A 17,824-nucleotide genomic window follows, 5' to 3' on the forward strand; every position below is an offset into this window, starting at 1 on the left:
CCGGTTGTTCACCTCCCCCACACCCGCCGAGGACCTGCGGCCACCACCCATGAGGGACCCCGCCATGACGGCTACGACCGCAACCCCCACACCCGCCGGCGTCGCCCGCGACGTCGAACTCGCTCTCGCCTGGGCACGCAGCCCGCACCAGGCCCAGGCGCCGGCCGCCGCCGCACTGCGCCGCCGTCTGGCCGGCTACATCCGTGCCTTCACCGCCGACGCCGAGCGGTACGCGGCCGGGCTGGAGGACGGTCTCCAGCGCACCACCGCGGTGAGCACCGTGCGGCACGCCAGGCAGCTGGCGACCGCGCCGGGCGGCGACCCTCGGGCGATGCTCACCCTGCTGGCCAAGAGCGTGGACATCCTCCAGCGCTACGCCCGCGCCGCCGGGCCGGGTGCGGGCCAGTGAGTGGACGTCACGCGGCCAGCGGCCGGGACCGGGTCGGCGCCGTGGCCGCGCTGGTCTGGGGCACCGGCCACCTCGCCGCGATCGCGCTGCTCGGCTCAGTCGTCCACGACCAGGCTGGTGCGGCGCCGGCCACCGAGGTGGTGGCCGGCGGCGGGCCCGAGGAAGAGGACCGTCCGGAGAGGCAGTGAAGTTCGCGCCACGAGGCCGTGCGGAGGAGAACCCCGGAACAAGCGCCCGCGGCCGGACGCGCGGCGAACAGAAGGCAACGACACACAGGGAAGGGGGGACGCGCATCGTGTACGTGTTGAAGCTCCACACGGCTGCCGGCGCGGTAGGGGTGACCGTCAGGTCACCGCACCGCGGCGTGATCGACTGGATCGCCCGCTACGTCGGGCCGTGGTGGCACACGAGCCGCGCCGACGACGTGATGGGCGGTCCGGTGGTGACCGCGACGGCGACCGGATTCAACGAGCTGGCGGCCGAGGTGGAAGCCGCCCGGTGGCAGGAGGTCGGCTATCCCCGGGCGGCGACGCGCTACACCCCGGGCCGGGACGAAGGCACGGTGATCGCGGTGACGCCTTCCGACCGGGTCGGCTACCGCTACACCGCCGCTACCGACCGGATGGGCGTCCATAGCGAGCAGCCGCGATCGCTGGCGCGGGCCGCCGTCCGGGTGGCGCGGGAGCTGGTCCGCGCGCAGCTCGTGGTCGACGGGTGGGTTCTGCTGCACGCCTCGGCCACGGTCTGGCCCAGCGGCGGGGCGGTGCTGGCGCTGGGCGGGCGCGGAGCGGGCAAGTCCACCCTCGCCTTCACCCTCGCCGCCGCAGGGGCTGGGTTGCTGGGCAACGACCGGGTGTTCGCCCGGCCCGCGCCCGAGGGCGGGGTGGAGCTGGCGCCATGGCCCTCGGGCGCCGCGATAGGGCTGGGCCTGCTGGGCGCGCTGGGCTGGACCGAGGTGGCGCGCGAGTACCTGGCCGCCGGGGCGCCGCCGCATCCGTCGCAGGACGCGCGGGCGACCGCCGCGATCCTGGCCGGCCACACCACGGCCCTGTTCGATAAGGGGCGGGAGGTGAAGGCGCACATCCGCCCCGAGGACTTCACCGGCTGGTTCGGCCTGTCCGGCGCCGCCTGCGGGCGGGTGACGGCGGTGGTCTTCCCCGCCATCCGCCACGGCGTGCGGCCCGGCCTCGACGGCACGCGCGACGTGGCCGCGGTGGGGGTATCGGAGGCGGACTTCATGATGGGCGCCACGGAGGACTCCTACCCCGACATCTTCGGTCTGACCGGCGGACGCGGGGCGGGCACGGCGCAGGCCCGCGCCGAGGTGGCCGCCCGGCTCGCCGCGGTGCCGGGCCACGCGGTTGTCCTCGGGCACGACCCGGGCGCGAACGCCGCGTTCCTCACCCGCCTCGTCCCGGCGCCTAGACCGGCTGTGGAGCGCGGCTGATGGGCGGTGAGGAGCGGTGCGTGGTGGAGCTGCGCAGCGCGGGGCGGGGGCTGGCGGTGGACGCCCCGGCGGCCCTGGTGGGGTCGTGGTGGCCGCAGGTCGCGCCGCACCTTCCCGGCGTTGCCCCCGGCGGTGTTCCGGTGGCGGCCCGGGCGGGAGTGCGGCCGGTGGCGGTGCCCGGCGGGGCGGGGATGGCGGATGTGCGGCGGTGGCTGGGCGCGTACCTGCACCGGCTGCACCTGGCGCACGGCACGCTGTGCGCGCACGCGGTCTGCGTCCAGCCGCCGGACGGGGGCGGGGCGGTGGTGCTCCTGGGCGGGCACGGCGCGGGCAAGACGCTGGTCGCGCTCGCCTTGGCCGGGCATGGCTGGCGGGTGCTGGCGGGCGATGTCGCCCTGCTGGACTGCTCCGACGGCGACCGGCCGTCGGTGCTGGGCGGCACCCGCGCGATGGTGGTCCGCTGCCGCGCGACCGCACGGTGGTTCGCCGAGCTCGGCCTGCCTCCGGAGGGTTCTGCCGTGGTGGAGGTGAGTGACCGGCCGGGCCTGGCCGTCGCCGCCCCGGGTGGGCCGGTTGCGGTGGCGGCCGGGCTGGTGGTCGACGTCGACGGCGGCCTGTCCGCGGCCGATGCCGCGCCCGAGCCGGTCGACCGGCACACGGCCGCCAACACCTGGCTGCGGGCGAGCGGCCATCTGCTGGACCGGGTGCTGGAGACGCCAGTCGGCCCGGCGCTGCGCGAGGTCGAGGACCACCCGGCTCACCTCCGCCGCCTGGCCTTCGTCCGCACCCTGGCCGGGCGCCTGCCGCTGTACGCGGTGTCGGGCACACCGGAGCGGATCGCGGCTCATGCCGCGCGCCTGGCGGCCGGACACCAGCGGGCACCGGGGGTGTGCTGATGTCCCATCGGTCAGACGCCGCAGTGCGCCGCCGGCACGCGGGCGCGCGGATCAGGCTGGACGGCGGGCAGGCGTGGCTCCAGCCACCCGCGCCGGGGCCGGTGCCCGAAGGCTGGGTCGCGGGGCGTTGGAGCGTGCTGTCCCCGGGGACGGAGCGGCGGCATCTGGCGGCCAGCCGGACCGGGGTACCGCGCGAGGCGGGATACATGACCTTCGGCCGGCAGCACGATCGGGCTCGGTGGGTGCTGGCGCCGGTGCCGCACGGCGCCGCCTTCCCTCTCGACTGCGAGGACGCGGTGACCGCGCCGTCCGGTGTCCCGGCGGCGACGGCGGCGGTGGCCCGGTTCCAGCAGATCGCCCTGTTGGGCCTGGACCGGCTCGGGCCCGGGGTGGCGTTCGACGGCGCGGTGGTGGTCGGCTCCGGACCGGTCGCACTCGGTGCGGCGCTGGAGCTGGCGCGGCGCGGCGCCACCACGGTCCGGGTGGCCACCTCCCGTCCGCGTCCGCCGCTCCTGGCCGTGCCCGGCGCTACCCGCCTGCCCCCGGACGCCGGCGTGGCGGGCGGCGCGTCGCTGGTTATCGACGCGGCCAGCACACCCGAGCGGGCAGCGCGTCTGCTCGCCCCCGGCGGGGTCCTGGGCCTGCTGGGCACCCCGCCGCCAGCTTCCGGTGTCGCGGCGCTGGCCGCGCACCGGGGCGGCTGGACGGTGATCGGGATGCACGAGCTCGCCCCCGCCCCGGTCGGCGCGTACCAGGCTGCCTACACCACCGCAGCTACGTGGCTGGAAGGACACCTCGACCCCCAGCTGGTGGCGTCCTGGTGCGCCACCGTGCCCGGCCACCTCGCCCCGTACGCCTACCGGCTCCTGGACTCGCCCGCCCGGCTGGCCGAGCCGGTCATCCTCTTCGACTGGGGAGCGCCATGACCACGGTGGGCCTGTACAGCATCTCCGTGCGCGGCCTGGACGTTCCCAGCCTGCTGGCCTGGGCCGCACGCGAGCAGATCCCCCTGCTCCATCTGCGCGGCGGCCCCCGCGGCTTCGACCTCGCCCGCCGCGCCCCGGCCCTGCTGGCTACCTGGCGGCAGCGGGCCGACGACGCCGGGGTGCCCATCACCGGGATCACCGCCGACCTCGACCTCGCCGACCTCTTCACCGGCCCGCCGAGGGCGCGCGCGGCGGCTCGCGCCGAGCTCGGCCGTCTCGCTGAGGCCGCCACCGTGCTCGGGGCCGGCTGGGTGCGGCTGCTGACCCGCAGGGAGCCGGCCGGCACCTACCTCCACGCGCTGTACGACCAGCCTGTGCCCGGCCTGCCGGTGGGTCTGCTGGTCGAGCCGCACCACCCCGCCTGGCTCCAGCCCGCCGCCCGTACCGCGCTCGCCGCGCTGCTGGCCCGCACACCCCGGCTGCGGCTGCTGGCCGACACCGCCCAGCTCACCACCGCCTCCGCCCGACACGGCGGCGACGGGGTGTTCGCGCCCCTGCTGGACGACGTGGGGGTGCTGCACCTGTCGGACGACGGAATCGGTCTGGACGGGCACCGCCGCGTCGCCGCCCACGTGGCGGCCAGGGTCGCCGCCGGGCGGCGGATCGAGGTCGCAGTGGAGTGGACCGGCACCGACCGCTCTCCGGCCGCCTGCCTGCACCGGTACCGGGCTGCCCGCGCCTGGTGGGACCGCGTCCTCCACCAGCAGGCCGCCGAGCAGGCACCACCCCCCAACCCCGCTAGGGTAGTGGGCCGCTCACCAGCCGTGATGACCGAGAAGGAGCAGCCGACCATGCCCACCAGCACCACCGAGCCCCCGGCCACCGCGCAGATCACCGACCTCCTCGCCGACGCCTACGGCCTCGCCGGGGCCCGCCTGACCCGGCTCGACGGCCAGGTCGCCATCAACTACCGCGCCACCACGGCGGACGGGCGGGTCGTGTTCGTCAAGCACTACCAGCCCACCGCCGACCTGGCCGCCGAGGACGACGTAATCACCCAAACGCGGCTGGCCGGCCGGCACGGCGTGCCCGTCGCCACCGTGATCACCAACAACTACGGCGAGGCCATCACCCGCCACGCCAGCACCGCGCTGTCGGTGTGGCAGTGGATGCCCGGCCACACCATCGACAGCGGGCTCACACCCGCTCAGCAGGCCGCCGCCGGCCGCATGCTCGGACGCATCCACGCCGCGTTCGCCAGCCACACCGCCAGCTCCCACCCCTCGCCCAAGGCCAGCAAGTGGCTCAATCCGGACCTGGCCAAGCGCGAGGCCACGATCAGCCGGCTGCTGGACACCATCAACGAGCGTGCGGAGCATGACGCGTTCGACCGGCAGGCCGCCGCCACCCTCGCCGAGCGCCGCACCCAGCTTGGGCGCCTGCCCGAACTCCTCGCCGGGCTCCCGCCCCTGCACACCCAGGTCCTCCACGGCGACTACTCCCCGAAGAACATCCTCTTCGACGGTGACGACATCACCGCGGTGGTCGACTTCGGCCCCGCCGAGCCCTACCTGGCCGCCTTCGAGCTGGGCCGGATCGCCTTCGACCCCCGCTCCATCGTCCACAGCCCGGACTGGATCGCCTCCGGCCTCACCCTCGTGACCGCCTACCGCGAAACCAACCCGCACCTGCCCGCCGCCGACATCACCGCCTGCGCCCACGTCGCGCTCATCCAGCTCACCGTCAGCCTCTACGGCGTCAAGGAGCACTACCTGGCGCCCGGCCTCGACCAGGACGACCTCGACCAGTTCTGGCTGCTGCGCCACCACGCGGCCACCGCGCTCTTCGACCGCATGGCCGAGGCCGAGGCCGCGCTGGCGCAGGTCGCCCACACCAGCAACCCGCCCAGCCGGTAGCCCGGCCCCAGCCCCGCCACGCGGGGCTGGTTGTCCACCCGCAGGGAGGCGACGTATGACCACTCCATCTTCCGAGCCCGGCTCCGCCCCCTGGGCGGTCCTGCGCGGACCGCTCACCGATCACCAGATCCACACCATCATCCGCGGCCTCGCCACAGCGCACCAGCTGGCCGCCGACCACCTGGGAGACCATGCGATCCGGCTGGCCGACCCGGCCCGCGACGGCGCGGCGGTGACGGTGCGGTGGAAGCCGCTGCCGACCCAGCCGCCCCGCTCCCTCGGCTTCCTCGCGGATCCGCCACCGACCGTCGAGATCCTCATCGACCCCGGCCCCGCCGGGCAGATCGCGGGGGAGCTGCACGAGCGACTGACCGCCGCCGCCCTGCCCTACACCCGTGGCGAACTCGACGGCATCCGCGACTCCATGCCCCTCCTGCACCGCTACAGCACCCCCACCCCCGCCTTCGACGGGTGGGCGCTGATCTTCCGGGACCACTTCCTCGAACACAGCGTCGGCTTCATCCTCGCCATGGAACGCGCCGGGATTCCCCCCGAGTGGATCTACACCCTCGACAAGGGCGACCGCACCGCGGGCCGCGACCGGGTACGCGCCACCTTCGCCGCCCGCGGCTACCGCACCGGAGCGCTGGACAACACCGCCGTCAACGCCCCGGCCGATCACGCCGCCGCCCTGGCCGACGCCGAGGCGGCCATCGAGGCGTTCATCGAGGCCGCCCACAACGGCGGCCGCCGCGTCCTCGTGGTCGACGACGGCGGCCTGATCGCCCGCGGCTACGGCCACGCCACAGCGCCGCGGCGGGCCGATGCCGCGCTGGAGCTGACCGTCTCCGGCGTCAAACGCATCACCGCCGCCGGACCTCCCGCCATCCCCGTGCTGAACATGGCCCGCTCCCAGGTCAAGACCCGGCTCGGCTACCGCGAGATCGCCGACTCCTGCCTGCGCCGCCTGCGCACCATCCTGCCCGACCGCAAGATCATCGGCCGCCCGGTACTCCTGATCGGCTACGGCACCCTCGGCTCGCGCCTGGCCCCGGCCCTGCGCACCCTCGGCTGCCGCCTGACCGTCGTCGACACGAACCTGCTCACCCTGATCGACGCCGCCGAAGTCGGCCACACCACCTACCGCACCGCAGGCCAGGCCCTGCGCGCCACCGACCCGTTCCTGGTGATCGGCACCACCGGTGAGATGGCGCTGACCGAGGACGACTTCGCGCACCTGGCCGACGGCACCCTGCTGGCCCCGTTCGCCACCCGCGACTTCTCCCTCCTGCCCGAACACGCCAAGACCCGTGCCGAGATCCCCGGCGTCGGGCTGCGCTTCGGCCTCGACAACGACCGCCATGTCACCCTGCTTGGCGACGGACGGAGCCTGAACCTGTTCGAGGCCGACTCCATCCCGAACCAGGGCTACGACGCCTACCGCGCCGGCACCCTCATCGCCGCCGGCCACCTGTGCGCGCACCACGACAGCATCCCGCCCGGCCTGCACACCGCCCCCGCCGACCAGGCCATCACGGACGCCGGTCTACTCGATGCGTACTACGACCTCCACCTCGCCCCGGCAAGCGCCCGCCACCGACTCGGCCCCCCGGCCGCAGCCACGGTGCGCGAGCGGCCCGTGGCCCACGCCTGCGTCGTCGGCTACGGCGTCGCCGGCCGCCTCCACACCACGATCCTCGAAGACCTCGGCGCCGACCTGACGATCATCGACCCCAAACACCAGGACCTGCCCCCCGCCCACCGCACCTTCACCTCCCAGGTCAGCGAGCTCCCCAGGGACGTGGCCGACAAGATCGGCCTGTGGTCCGTGTGCACCCCGACCGCCGACCACCTCCCCGTCCTGCGCGCGATCCTGACCCACCAGCCCGCCGCCCGCATCCTGCTGGAAAAACCCGCCTGCCGCGGCCACGAGATCGACGCCTTCACCGACCTCCTCGCCCGCCACCCCCAGGCCCGGATCGTCGTCAACGACCAGTACCGGCACTCTCGCGCCCTGCCCGCGCTCACCGACCTCATCCGCCGCACCGAGCCCGACGCCCCGATCAACCAGATCACCATCACCTTCACCAAGGACCGCCGCGCAGACATCGACACCGGCAGGTTCATCGACCGTGACTACGGCGTACTCGGCTATGAGTGGCTGCACATGCTCGCCGTCCTTGCCGGCATCCTCCCCGCCCCCGTGATCGACGCCTACCTCGCCGGCGACCCGGCCGCCAGCCAGCTGTGGGCGACCTACGACCCGAGGCTGTTCGTCGCAGCCCTCACCGAACGCACCACCCTCAGCCAGCACCCCGGCGCACCGCTCCACCTGGAACTGGCCTCCTCCATCCTCGGCCCCAGCATCCTCCTCGGCCGTGTCCCCGAACCCCGTCCCCCCTGGCGCCACAACATCCGGCCCGCCGACGACCGCCACCGGCACATCGCCGTCCACGCCGGCACCACCCACTTCGCCCTGCACCTCGAACCCGTCACCGCCCCCGACGGCTGGCAACTGGACCGCAACGACCACCGCCTCACCGCCGTACGCGACGGCCAACCCCTCCACGACGAAGTCCTCCACGACTTCCCCCTGCAGACCTCCATCCGCCACGCCATCGACCAGCTCACCCACACCACAGCCCCCGCCCCCGACCTCGCCCCCCTACGACGCATCGCCGCCCTCGCCAACACCCTGCGCCACACAGCCCCACCCACCAGCCAGGTCAGCGCATGAACCGTGCCGATCCCCACAAGGGCGCAGCCGCACCCGGGCCCCGCCGCGGGGCATCCCCCGCTCGCCGCTTGGCCAGCGACAGCCCCCGGCTCTGACAAACCCGGGCGCGCAATGTCGGTGCATCTGGGCGGAGAGCACGCTGGCTCCCGCCCGGGCGCCCGCTCGTCCTCGAGCCGTCTCCGTCGGCCCCGGCCCGCGCCCGCGCCACCACGCGAGGCGGCGAACGGGCGGCGGCGGGGAACCGTGGCGCGGTGGGCGTGCACTTCGCGGCTCAACGTCCTGCTGGATGCCGCCCGCCCGTACCGCACCGCCGACGTGGATGAGGTCCGCACCCGCGCGCTGGATCTCGCGGCAGCGCGTCCGACGCCGGTCGCGGCCTGAGACCATCGAGCCCATGGGCAAGCACTCCCGACCCGGACCGCCGAACCAGCCCTCCCGCGCGATGCCGCGCGTCGAACCCGACGATCCGCTGGCGCCGTACGAGAAACGGCGCTGTCCGCCGCTGGACGTCTGGCGGCGGCACCGTCCGCTTCACGGCGGCGGCGGTCACCTCCGTCCGGACCAGCCGCGGGTCCTGGAGGAGTGGAACGGGTTCTCGTACGAGCCAGCGGGCACCGCCGCGAACCTCGCGGATGCCCAGCGGTGGGTGAACGGACAGGCGCCTGGCGACGAACCAGCGGCATGACCGCAGCGGGCCGCCGCGTCAGCCGACCGGGGTGAGAGCGGCGTCGTCCTGCTCGATGGCCCACGGGCAGGATGACGCAGGCCAGCAGAAACCGCGGGGGGTACCGGTGCAGGTCCCGTTCCTCGACGGGGAACCGGAAGCCAACGTCCCCGACGCCGAGGATGCTCTGCCGCCCATCCACCCGGGCGGGACCATCCCGATCCCGGCCTGCGACCCGTGCTGCACTCCCGGCGCCCGCCCCTGCCCCGTCCGGTCGTCAGCTCGCTCGCCGAGGCCCGGGCCGTGGCCGGCTGGAGCCCGGAGTACAGCCCCTACGGCGACCCCGTCGGCTGGACGCCGGTCGGCGAAGGCGCGCACCGCGCCGTCATCCTCAACCCGGCCCGCACCATCGTGTACAAGGTCGAGAATGAGGCCGGGCGCAACCGGCGCGAGCACCGCACCCTCGGCGGGCTCCGCGACCAGGGCCACGTTCATGCCCCGCCCACCACACTGTGGGCCGTGCCCAATCCGGCGCACGGCACCGGAGGCGCCATCGAGGTCCTGGCGATGCCGTACCTCCCCAACGATGGCACCGCGCCGCACACCCCGTACCCCAGGCCGGCGTGACCGACCTCAACCCGGCGAACATCACCGTCTGCCGCAGCCAGTACTGGCTGATCGACGCCAGCGGCATCTGAGAGGCGAACGGACCAAGGCGCGGCGGGCTGCCTCCGGCTCCGTCGGCCACTGCTCGTGCCCGGACGGGTGGGGCACCGCCCCCGCCCGTTCGCCAGCGGGCGCGGAGCGGACAAGGGGCGGCGGCAGGGTGCGCGGGGCGGGGGTCACTTCCCTCCGCGCGAGCCCTTGGCCGCGGCGGACTGTGCATGTGCCGGAAAACCGGTCTGCGCGGTCCGGCTGCCCGGGTTCTTTGCACCGGCGGACTGCACCCGCGAGGCGGCACGCGGAGTCATGGGCGCCCGCTGGCCACCGGTGCCTTTGCCGCTGTTCTTTCCCATGCCGATCACCTCCTCTGCCAGCATGCACGGAGGTCAGCGAGGCCGCCGCCGGGCCTTCCTGTCGGCTTGCTCGTTGACCAGCACTGACAGCGCCGAGCCGGGCACGGACAGACTGCTGGTCGCGGAACTGGCCGGGCTGCTGGGCGACGCCGAGCACCACAGCGGCCCCGGCGCCGCCTCGGACAGCAACGCCGTCGCCCCCGCGGCGAGGCACCACGGGCCCGGCTCGCCCGGTTGGCCACACAGGTGACCCAGCGGCGCGCGTCGCCGGGCGCCAGAAGGTACCCGTGGCCGGGGCCGGGGGGCAGGCACGCGTTCAGTGCACGTCCCACCGCGCTTCCTGCTCGCCGCGCTGGAGGGTGCCGAGGCGGTGGGTGAGCTGGTCGCGGGCGTCTGGGTCGCCGGTGTCGGCTCGGCGGATGAAAGCCCCCAGGGTGTGGAGGTCGCGCAGACCCGTCAGGGTGCGTAGCGTCCGCGGTTCGACGGGGGGCCCGCCGTAGGCCGCTGCGAACTCGCGCAGTTCGCGCTCCGTGCGGCCGAAGCGGACGCCCTGGAAGGTGTTCGCCAGGTCCAGTTCTCGCGGCCCGGTCCCGGCTTCGTCCCAGTCCCCGAGCCGGACCGCGTCGCCGTCCCACAATGTGTTGCCGGGGTAGGCGTCTCCGTGGACGAGGCCGTGGCCCAGGGGGAGGTCCAGGGACCGGTACTCGGCCACGCGGGCGTCTATGGCCTGGAGCAGCCATGCCCGCGCCGCTGCCGGCAGCCGCTGCGCCATGGTCACGGTCTGGCGAAGGGCCGCCAGCGGCTCGTAGGGGGCCAGGGGCACCGGGGGCGGCGGGAGGTCGTGCAACGAGCGCAGGAGCGTGCCCAGGTGTCGGGCCGGCGGCGTGGGGCGGGGCTGGGGGTAGTGGCGCCAGATCGTGAGGACGGCGGCGAGCGACGGCACGGCGACCGGCTGCTGCACCTCCAGCTTCAGCGGCTCGGTCGCGGGGAAGCCCTGTTCGAGAAGCCAGTGCACCAGTCGCATCGTGGTGGTCAGGGGGCCTTGGGTGGCCAGGGGGCTGCACCGCACGACCGCTCCCGCACGGGGCAGCAGGTAGATGGCTGTCGCGTGCTGGCGGAGCGGCACGATGTCGCGGCTGTCCAGGCCGAGGGCGGCGCACGCCTCGGCGACGGCGGGCAGGCGGGGGTCAGCTTCAAGGGTGCTCACGGCACTGACGGTACTGCGCTGCCGGTGAGCGCCCTCTCGGCCCTGCGTGCGGCGTCCAGCAGGTCCGCGGCCCCGGGCATCCCCGCCACGGCGGGGCGGGCCAGGGCGGTCAGCACCCGGCGCAGGCCGGACCCGAGTTGGCTGATCCGCTGTTCCGCCGGGAGGGACAGCACGACCGTCAGGTGGCGGGCGGCTTCTTCCACGTGGCCCAGCCCCAGGTGCGCGGTGACGACATCGAGGCGGGCCAGCGCCTCGTCGCCGTAGGACCGGTCCTCCGGTAGCCCCGTTTCGTACTGGCGGATCGCGGCCGTGGCGTGCTCCAGCGCTCGCTGGTGATCGCCGAGGAGGGCGTACGTCCCGCCGGCGTAGTAGGACGCCTTCACGGCGGGAAAGGTCAGCAGCCCGCCGAAGGCGGTCAGGCCGTTGTCGGGTTCCGCGTGTTCTTGTGCCGCGCGCATCCGCTCCAGCGCGGCCGTGGCCCTGGCCGCGTCGCCGACCCGGGCCGCGGTGCGGGCCTCGATCGCCGCGATCCGGACCCTGCCCGGGCCGGCGGGGGCGTAGGCGTAGGCGTCGGCGGCGAGGCGCAGTGCCAAGTGCCGCTGGGGCGACCATTCGGCGATCAGGGCGCTGGTGCCTCTGCCCCACGCGCGCAGCCCGTCGTGTCCGGCCTCGTCCGCGCAGATCATGGCCGTCTTGATCTGGCTGTGCGCAGCCGGTTCGTCTCCGAGGTTCTGACTTGCGTGGGCCAGGAGCAGGCAGGTGACACCGGTCAGCAGGTACAGGCGCCGGGTGTGCCAGTGCCGCTGACGGGCGCGGAGCAGGCCGAAGAGTTGGTCGCGAATTCTGACCAGGTCCGTGAACAGCGGCCACAGCGGGGCGTGGACGTAGGCCGTCGCGATGCGGGAGAGCTCGACCTCGATCTCGTCCAGGATCGCGTCGGTGGCGCTGGGCGGCGCCAGGCTGGCGACGAAGTCCACCGACTCCGCCGCGGCCCTGGTGATGACCGCCCGCCGCGACGCCGCTCCGCTCTGGGCCGGCAGCGGCAGTCGCACGTGGCTGGCCGGGACGCCGAGCCGGGTCAGGATCGAGGTGATGGTGTCGATGTTGACCAGCCGCCGCTGGCCGGACTCGGTTTTGGACCAGTCCGTCTGCGTTCGGCCCGCGAGAGCGGCGAGTTCGGCCTGTGTCCGGCCCGTACGGGCGCGCAGGCGGGTGAACAAGGCTGGCATGTCGAGGCGGTCGAGCGCTTCGCGGATCTCGGGCAGGTCCCACACCAGGGCGGGGATCGCGGCAGGCGCCGCGTCTGCCGGGCTGGCTGCTGCCTGCTGGCACGGGCCGCACAACGCCTCGGTGTTGTAGCGGCTCAAGGCTCTACCGCACTTCCCGCAGCCGTGCTGGGAAGACACAATCGCCACCCCTCTCACGCCGTCGACGCGCCCCCGGAACTGGTCGTATTCCCGGGCGGAATGCGCTCGCCGCACCGCATGGCGTTACGCCATGTGCGGAATCGTAGCTGGTCAGTAACCATCTGGTCTGCCGGTACGGACACGCGGTTCGTAACTCGCGGCCGTGCCGACGCACATCCGTCATGCACTGCTGACCAGGCGCACTTGCGGAGGAGGCCCCATGGCCCAGCACTTCACGGCCGATGAGCTGGCCGCCGATGCCACCGAACTGAGCGAGGTGGCTCGGGAGGCGTTGGGCAGGCGGCTGGCTGGTCTGCGCCGGGACGCGCTGGTGCAGGCTCTGGGTCGTCTGCGGGGTCCGCACCGGGTGGCGCTGTACGCGCGGGTGGAAGGGGAGGCCGATCCGGCGCCCGCGCTGGCCGCCGCCGAAGCTTTCGCCGTGGCGCGGGGATGGGTGGTCACCAGTTACCACGTCGACCGCTGCGGGGGTGCCGCGTACCTGGATCACCGGCCCGGGTGGCGGGAGCTGTGCGGCCGTATCCGGCGGGGGCACGCCCAGGGGGTGGTGGCCGATCACCGGGACGCGGTCAGTCCCTTGGACGCGGTGTACGAGAGCGCGCTGAAGCGGCTCGGTGAGGTGCTCGCGTTCCTGGCGCTGCCTCCCGGCGGCGACCTGCCCCGCTCGACGCCCCCTCACCGGGTGGTGCAGGCCCTCGCGGGGCCTGCGCCCCGGGAGGGGGGGTGATCTCGGTGCCGGTGTGTTCCCCGGGCGCCGAGCTCGGCGGCCACCGCCTCCAGCGTCAGCCCCGCCGCCTGCCGCCGCGCCCGCAGGTCCGCCGCGATCACACGCTGGGCCACCGTCGGACCGGACCGCGGACGAGACATGCTGCTCCACTTCTTTCCCGGGGGAGGGCCAGGGGCCACCGGCGCTGCACGGCATCCTCCCACCCCCGCCCGGGGACCCGCACCCCGCGCGCCCCCGCGCGCCCCCACACTCTGCGACGTTGCATAGCACCGTGGACGGGGTGATAGTGGACAGCGGGGCCGCCCCCGGCGACCCGCGACCGCACCCGGCTCCGCCCGCCTACGAGCCCCGACCGGCAGCCGCCACCCGGCTCCCGGCCCCGGAGGATTCGATGTACCTCTCCCTGCCCTCAGACCCCGCCCGTCTCGCGCTCGCCCGCCGCGCGGTGCGCACCGAGATGACCCGCCAGCGCTGCCTGCCCAGCCAGATCGCCGCCGCTGAGCTCGTCGTCACCGAGCTCGTCGCCAACGTCATCCGGCACACCCCCGCGCAGTCCTACGAGCTGGGCGTGCACCGCACGGGCACCACCCCCGGAGCGATCACCGCCAGCGTCGCCACCACCGGCACACCCCCGCCGCCGGCCTGCGTGCCCGCGCAACCGCCGGCCGGGGACGTGCCCGACGGCGGCTGGGGCCTGGAGATCGTCGACGCCCTGGCCCACCGCTGGGGCGTGGCCAGCGGCGTCGGCCGTCACACCACCTGGGCCGTCCTGGCCCCCACCGGCGCCCCGGTGCCCCGCCGCCGCACCCCCTGCCCCGACGCCGTCCCCCGCCCCGACCCCGCCTGAGACCACACGGCCCCGGCCCGCGCCCGCGCCACCACGCGAGGCGGCGAACAGGCGGCAGCGGGGATCCGGTGCACTGCCCTCGTCAGCCACCAGCAAGCTGGGGCACGACGGCGGCCGGGGTGAACGGCGCCTGTGGCGTGTCCAGCCAGACCGACTGACCCGCACGGTCAACGGTGAGGCCGAAGCGGTCGCGCGTGGGGGCGCCCGCGGCCTGCCACCGCCCGTGAGCGGCTTCCACCTCGTCCCAGACCTGTCGGGGACCGCCCTGCTCGACATGGAACTCGGAGTGGCCAGGCACGTAGTCCACCGCCGCCCACGATCGGCGGTCGTCGGTCAGGAGCCACAGAGTGGACTCCTTGCTGCCGTCGTCGGCCTCCACCAGCATCGGCCAGACACCGGTCAACTGGACGGCCACCGCGAAGCGCTGGTCCAGGTCCCAGTACAAGGTCTCCGGCTGGATGCGGGTGCTGCCCTGCGCTGCCGTCGGGGCGTGGATGTAATCGCGAAGGAAGCCGCGGCCAGGGCGTTGCTGCCGGGCCCACATGAACGCCGGGCGCCCGGCGAAGTGGCCCCGGGCGACGCCGTCGGCGACGTCGAGCACGGCGAAGGAGCCGGAGAAGAAGCCGTTGCCCCACGGGGTGACGATTCGCCCCGTGGGGGTCTGCTCGATCCACGGGTACGGCACCTGCTGCACCGAGCACGTGCACACAAGACGGTCGAACGGGCCATGCCCGGGAACGCCGGCGAGGCCGTCACCGCACACCACGGCTGGGTGTCGGCCCGCGGCGGCAAGGTTGCGCTGCGCCTGCGCGGCCAGAGCCGGGTCTGTCTCGACGGTGACCACGTTGGCGTCACCAAGCCGGTGCGCAAGCCAAGCGGCGTTGTAGCCGGTGCCCGTACCGATCTCTGCCACGCGGTGGCCGTCGGCGAGGTCGAGAAGCCTCAGCATCTCCAGCATCAGCGACGGCATCGACGTCGACGACGTCGGCGTCTCCAGCCCCCCGTCGTCGCCTTCCGCCCCATCGTTGACCTGCGTCGTCAGCGGCAGATCTCCGTAGACGTACCGTGCCCACGTCTGCGGGCTCTCGGCGCGGCTGATGACGCGATCCCCGTTGCGGTAGGTGTCAGGCACGAACAGGGCTCGGTCGATCTCCGAGACTGCCGCCTGCCAGTCGGGCGTCAGAGCGCCGAGGTTGGTGAGCATTTCCACCAGGCGCTTCGGGTCGCTCACGGGTTCACTTCTTCTTCGGCGGCGGCCACTGGCCGTCGGACTCCTTCGGGGACTGGCGTTTGTCGCCGTCTTCCCCGCCCTTGCCGTCACCGTGCCTGCCCATGCCGACCCCTTCCGTCCGCGTTCTGAAACCGCAGATGCTCTGCCCCAGTGAACCGCAACCTACACAGGGTCACTACGGCTTGGCCGAATCTTCGCGCCAATGCGGGCTTCGCGGTCAATGCTGCGCTGCCAGGAGGAACCGCTGCGGCCGACCGGATGTCGGTGGCGGCCGGGCGTCCCTCTCCTCACGTCGGTTGGGGAGAGGGACGCCCTGTGTGCTGCCGCTGGCCGGATCAGCCAGCGGCGTGCCCGGCCGCGAAGGCTGCGAACCTCGTCCACGCCTCACGGATGACGACGAACGCCGGCCGAGACACGTCCTCGCTGTCACGGACACCGACGCCTGCGCCGAGGTTGGCGACCTCGACGCACGCCCCGCCAGTGGACTAGGACGCCAACCGCACTGGGCGAAGCATGGCGGCGAAGCGAGGGGAGTCAGGAAAGGGCTGCTGCTCACCGATCTTCCGATACCCCCATGCTTCGTAGACGGCCTGGACCGCGCCGTCGCCGGCGGCGGGGTTGACCAGCAAGGTGACGCGTTGCTCGGAGCGCTGGGAGAGCCATGCCTCGTGCAGTTGCCAGGCCACGCCTTGCCCGCGCCAGGGCTTGCGGACAACGATTTCGTTGAGGGCGACGGTGCGGTTCCCGGTCTCCTTGGTGACGTTCTCGGGCAGCGGTGTGGTCATCGCACTCCACCAACGGGTTTCCGGAGCCAGCGGCATACCGAAGCAGAAGCCGGCGGGAGTGCCGTCCTCCCATCCACAGGCAGCGGTCCAGCCGGGCCGGGAGGCGTAGGCAGTCAACCGCTCGTCGAACCGCTCGACCGAGTAGAAGTCGCTGGTCAGCCCGAAGTCTCGGTGCCGGACCTCGGCGTGGACGTCCAGGATTGTCTGCCGGATGTCGGGGAGCTGATCGGCGCTGTAGTGCCTGATCTGAACCGTCACTACCTGTCCCTTCGCTTGGTGTAGCGCTCTGCCCAGTCTCCCGTGCAGCGGGCGCCGGGCGCGGTGGCAGCCAGCTCGCTGCTGAACCGGTCCAACAGCAGTGCGGTGCGCCCAGCCAGGGCGTCGGCGCCAGGGGCGGGGAGTACGGAGACGGCTGTCGCGCATGCCTGCTCTGCGTCGCCCTGCCGGAGTTGGGCGAGCGCCAGTTGGGCGGAGTAGTAAGCGCGGTTGCGCCGGTACTCCGGTCGCAGGCGGGCCAAGGTGCGGTGCCAGCACGCCTCTGCCTGCTGCTGGTCGCCAGTGCGGGCCATCACCAGGCCGGCGAGCCCATCGAGTTCGGCTCGGTCGTAGAAGGCCATCCAGGGTGGGCGTGGCTGTGCGGGATCGGCCCGCTCGAATGCAGCAATCGCGTGATCCAGGGTGCGCAGTGCGGTGGTGTGCTCGCCGGTGTCGGCGTGGATTCCTGCGGCCCGGGCGGCAGCCAGCGAGCGGTAGAGAGGATCGCGGCGGCAGGCAGACGACTCACGGGCGGCCCGGGCGGCGGCCAGCGCATGGTTGGGGCGCCGCTGCTGGGAGGCCAGCAACGAGGCGTGGCTCCACAGGCGGAGCTGGATCTCGGGGTTGCGGGAGAGACCGGCGAGTGTGAGGGCCCGGTGGAGGTGCTGTTCGGCCCGGTCGGGTTGGTGGGCGTCAACTGCGGCCCACAGCGCGCTGCCGGTGAAGGCCGCGGCCAGGTAGTACAGACGTGAGCGCACCCGTTCGGTGGCGTGGCCGACCCGTTGGAGTTCCATCGCGTGGTGGGCGAAGGCGAGCGCGCGGGTCTCCAGGCTGACGGTGCCGCCGATCTGGTCGTCGGCGGTGACCAGCTCGGTGAAGGCTCGCTCCAGCCGGTCGGCATCAGCCATTCCCACGCGGGGCACTGCGCGGGCGGGGGCCGCCGCTGGGAGAAGTGCGGCCGCGGTGAGGTGGGATGCTGCGGTGGTGAAGTCGCGTCGCCGCACGTAATCCTCCTGTGGCGCCGAGCGGGGGGCTGAGGCCGGTGCCGGTCGCGCTCGGGGAACGAATCCCAAAGCATGGGCTGGCGTGCCGAATTCTGCTTCCAAGGCGCGGCGTTGTCTCGCCTGCGGCCATCGGGTCTTTCCGGTAAGCCAGTTGCGGACATGCCGGTCCTGGAGTGTGCCGGACCGCCCGGTTAATGCCCCGATACGCACGTTGAGACGCTGGGCCAGCTCGGCCTGTGTCAGCCCGGCAGCCTCCATCGCCGCGCGGAGAACCACGTTCTCACTCATGCACACAACGTAGCCACGGATGCAGGTGCAGTAACCCGCGGAAGG

The 17,824-nt window shown here is 73.8% G+C and carries 18 protein-coding genes and 1 pseudogene; 12 read left to right on the forward strand and 7 right to left on the reverse strand.

The window, feature by feature from the left end:
• Nucleotides 1-64 precede the first annotated feature (64 nt).
• The 9 genes from OSB71_RS04855 to OSB71_RS04895 all read left to right on the forward strand — a co-directional run bounded on the left by OSB71_RS04855 (nt 65) and on the right by OSB71_RS04895 (nt 9,622).
• Nucleotides 65-409 carry a hypothetical protein gene (locus tag OSB71_RS04855; RefSeq protein WP_265944549.1) on the forward strand — a complete coding sequence of 115 codons (345 nt, stop codon included), beginning with the start codon at nt 65-67 and terminating at the stop codon, nt 407-409.
• The gene (locus OSB71_RS04860; RefSeq protein WP_265944551.1) at nt 406-597 is read left to right on the forward strand and encodes a hypothetical protein; all 192 of its coding nucleotides are present in this window, start codon (nt 406-408) and stop codon (nt 595-597) included. The genes OSB71_RS04855 and OSB71_RS04860 overlap by 4 nt, the downstream gene beginning before the upstream one ends.
• Nucleotides 598-773: 176 nt before the next feature.
• Entirely contained in the window at nt 774-1,856 is a 1,083-nt protein-coding gene (locus OSB71_RS04865; protein ID WP_265944553.1) for a hypothetical protein, read from the forward strand.
• On the forward strand, nt 1,856-2,752 hold the full coding sequence (locus OSB71_RS04870; RefSeq protein WP_265944555.1) for a hypothetical protein: 897 nt from the start codon (nt 1,856-1,858) through the stop codon (nt 2,750-2,752). Before OSB71_RS04865 ends, OSB71_RS04870 begins: the two co-directional genes overlap by 1 nt.
• A complete protein-coding gene (locus OSB71_RS04875; protein ID WP_265944558.1) occupies nt 2,752-3,678 on the forward strand; it encodes an MDR/zinc-dependent alcohol dehydrogenase-like family protein in 927 nt (308 codons plus the stop codon). Before OSB71_RS04870 ends, OSB71_RS04875 begins: the two co-directional genes overlap by 1 nt.
• The gene (locus OSB71_RS04880; RefSeq protein WP_265944560.1) at nt 3,675-5,594 is read left to right on the forward strand and encodes a phosphotransferase; all 1,920 of its coding nucleotides are present in this window, start codon (nt 3,675-3,677) and stop codon (nt 5,592-5,594) included. The genes OSB71_RS04875 and OSB71_RS04880 overlap by 4 nt, the downstream gene beginning before the upstream one ends.
• A 55-nt stretch (nt 5,595-5,649) precedes the next feature.
• Entirely contained in the window at nt 5,650-8,331 is a 2,682-nt protein-coding gene (locus OSB71_RS04885; protein WP_265944562.1) for a hypothetical protein, read from the forward strand.
• Nucleotides 8,332-8,725: 394 nt separating this feature from the next.
• On the forward strand, nt 8,726-9,016 hold the full coding sequence (locus OSB71_RS04890) for a DUF6087 family protein (RefSeq protein ID WP_265944564.1): 291 nt from the start codon (nt 8,726-8,728) through the stop codon (nt 9,014-9,016).
• A 216-nt stretch (nt 9,017-9,232) separates the two neighbouring features.
• Complete coding sequence (locus tag OSB71_RS04895) at nt 9,233-9,622, forward strand: hypothetical protein (RefSeq protein ID WP_265944566.1); 390 nt, start codon at nt 9,233-9,235, stop codon at nt 9,620-9,622.
• A gap of 215 nt (nt 9,623-9,837) precedes the next feature.
• Here OSB71_RS04895 and OSB71_RS04900 read toward each other — a convergent pair whose 3' ends face one another.
• Nucleotides 9,838-10,035 carry a hypothetical protein gene (locus OSB71_RS04900; protein WP_265944568.1) on the reverse strand — a complete coding sequence of 66 codons (198 nt, stop codon included), beginning with the start codon at nt 10,033-10,035 and terminating at the stop codon, nt 9,838-9,840.
• A gap of 49 nt (nt 10,036-10,084) precedes the next feature.
• Between OSB71_RS04900 and OSB71_RS04905 the strand changes: the two genes are divergently transcribed.
• Nucleotides 10,085-10,261, forward strand: coding sequence for a hypothetical protein (locus OSB71_RS04905; protein WP_265944570.1), 177 nt, complete (start codon nt 10,085-10,087; stop codon nt 10,259-10,261).
• A 66-nt stretch (nt 10,262-10,327) separates the two neighbouring features.
• Here OSB71_RS04905 and OSB71_RS04910 read toward each other — a convergent pair whose 3' ends face one another.
• Both OSB71_RS04910 and OSB71_RS04915 read right to left on the reverse strand, forming a co-directional pair.
• A complete protein-coding gene (locus tag OSB71_RS04910; RefSeq protein ID WP_265944572.1) occupies nt 10,328-11,218 on the reverse strand; it encodes a phosphotransferase in 891 nt (296 codons plus the stop codon).
• Nucleotides 11,215-12,585, reverse strand: coding sequence for a helix-turn-helix domain-containing protein (locus OSB71_RS04915; protein WP_265944574.1), 1,371 nt, complete (start codon nt 12,583-12,585; stop codon nt 11,215-11,217). The genes OSB71_RS04910 and OSB71_RS04915 overlap by 4 nt, the downstream gene beginning before the upstream one ends.
• A gap of 259 nt (nt 12,586-12,844) precedes the next feature.
• Here OSB71_RS04915 and OSB71_RS04920 point away from each other — a divergent pair, with 259 nt between their 5' ends.
• On the forward strand, nt 12,845-13,369 hold the full coding sequence (locus OSB71_RS04920; RefSeq protein WP_265944576.1) for a hypothetical protein: 525 nt from the start codon (nt 12,845-12,847) through the stop codon (nt 13,367-13,369).
• A gap of 271 nt (nt 13,370-13,640) precedes the next feature.
• Entirely contained in the window at nt 13,641-14,216 is a 576-nt protein-coding gene (locus tag OSB71_RS04925) for an ATP-binding protein (protein ID WP_265944578.1), read from the forward strand.
• 82 nt (nt 14,217-14,298) lie between these two features.
• Here OSB71_RS04925 and OSB71_RS04930 read toward each other — a convergent pair whose 3' ends face one another.
• The 4 genes and pseudogenes from OSB71_RS04930 to OSB71_RS04945 all read right to left on the reverse strand — a co-directional run bounded on the left by OSB71_RS04930 (nt 14,299) and on the right by OSB71_RS04945 (nt 17,779).
• A complete protein-coding gene (locus OSB71_RS04930; protein WP_265944580.1) occupies nt 14,299-15,447 on the reverse strand; it encodes a methyltransferase domain-containing protein in 1,149 nt (382 codons plus the stop codon).
• 335 nt (nt 15,448-15,782) lie between these two features.
• Nucleotides 15,783-15,914, reverse strand: a pseudogene (locus OSB71_RS04935) (DUF397 domain-containing protein); the annotation flags it as partial.
• Between the two features lie 18 nt (nt 15,915-15,932).
• Nucleotides 15,933-16,490 carry a GNAT family N-acetyltransferase gene (locus OSB71_RS04940; protein ID WP_265944581.1) on the reverse strand — a complete coding sequence of 186 codons (558 nt, stop codon included), beginning with the start codon at nt 16,488-16,490 and terminating at the stop codon, nt 15,933-15,935.
• A complete protein-coding gene (locus OSB71_RS04945; protein WP_502362173.1) occupies nt 16,490-17,779 on the reverse strand; it encodes a helix-turn-helix domain-containing protein in 1,290 nt (429 codons plus the stop codon). Before OSB71_RS04945 ends, OSB71_RS04940 begins: the two co-directional genes overlap by 1 nt.
• Nucleotides 17,780-17,824 lie beyond the last annotated feature (45 nt).

Origin of the sequence: Streptomyces marinisediminis, from assembly GCF_026262575.1 — a bacterium.
Lineage (GTDB): Bacteria > Actinomycetota > Actinomycetes > Streptomycetales > Streptomycetaceae > Streptomyces > Streptomyces marinisediminis.

Bases quoted from the DNA above. Each gene is read 5' to 3' on its own strand.
- OSB71_RS04945 (WP_502362173.1), bottom strand. From the start codon at position 17,779: ATGAGTGAGAACGTGGTTCTCCGCGCGGCGATGGAGGCTGCCGGGCTG.
- OSB71_RS04920 (WP_265944576.1), top strand. From the start codon at position 12,845: ATGGCCCAGCACTTCACGGCCGATGAGCTGGCCGCCGATGCCACCGAA.
- OSB71_RS04875 (WP_265944558.1), top strand. From the start codon at position 2,752: ATGTCCCATCGGTCAGACGCCGCAGTGCGCCGCCGGCACGCGGGCGCG.
- OSB71_RS04870 (WP_265944555.1), top strand. From the start codon at position 1,856: ATGGGCGGTGAGGAGCGGTGCGTGGTGGAGCTGCGCAGCGCGGGGCGG.
- OSB71_RS04900 (WP_265944568.1), bottom strand. From the start codon at position 10,035: ATGCTGGCAGAGGAGGTGATCGGCATGGGAAAGAACAGCGGCAAAGGC.
- OSB71_RS04855 (WP_265944549.1), top strand. From the start codon at position 65: ATGACGGCTACGACCGCAACCCCCACACCCGCCGGCGTCGCCCGCGAC.
- OSB71_RS04880 (WP_265944560.1), top strand. From the start codon at position 3,675: ATGACCACGGTGGGCCTGTACAGCATCTCCGTGCGCGGCCTGGACGTT.
- OSB71_RS04890 (WP_265944564.1), top strand. From the start codon at position 8,726: ATGGGCAAGCACTCCCGACCCGGACCGCCGAACCAGCCCTCCCGCGCG.
- OSB71_RS04885 (WP_265944562.1), top strand. From the start codon at position 5,650: ATGACCACTCCATCTTCCGAGCCCGGCTCCGCCCCCTGGGCGGTCCTG.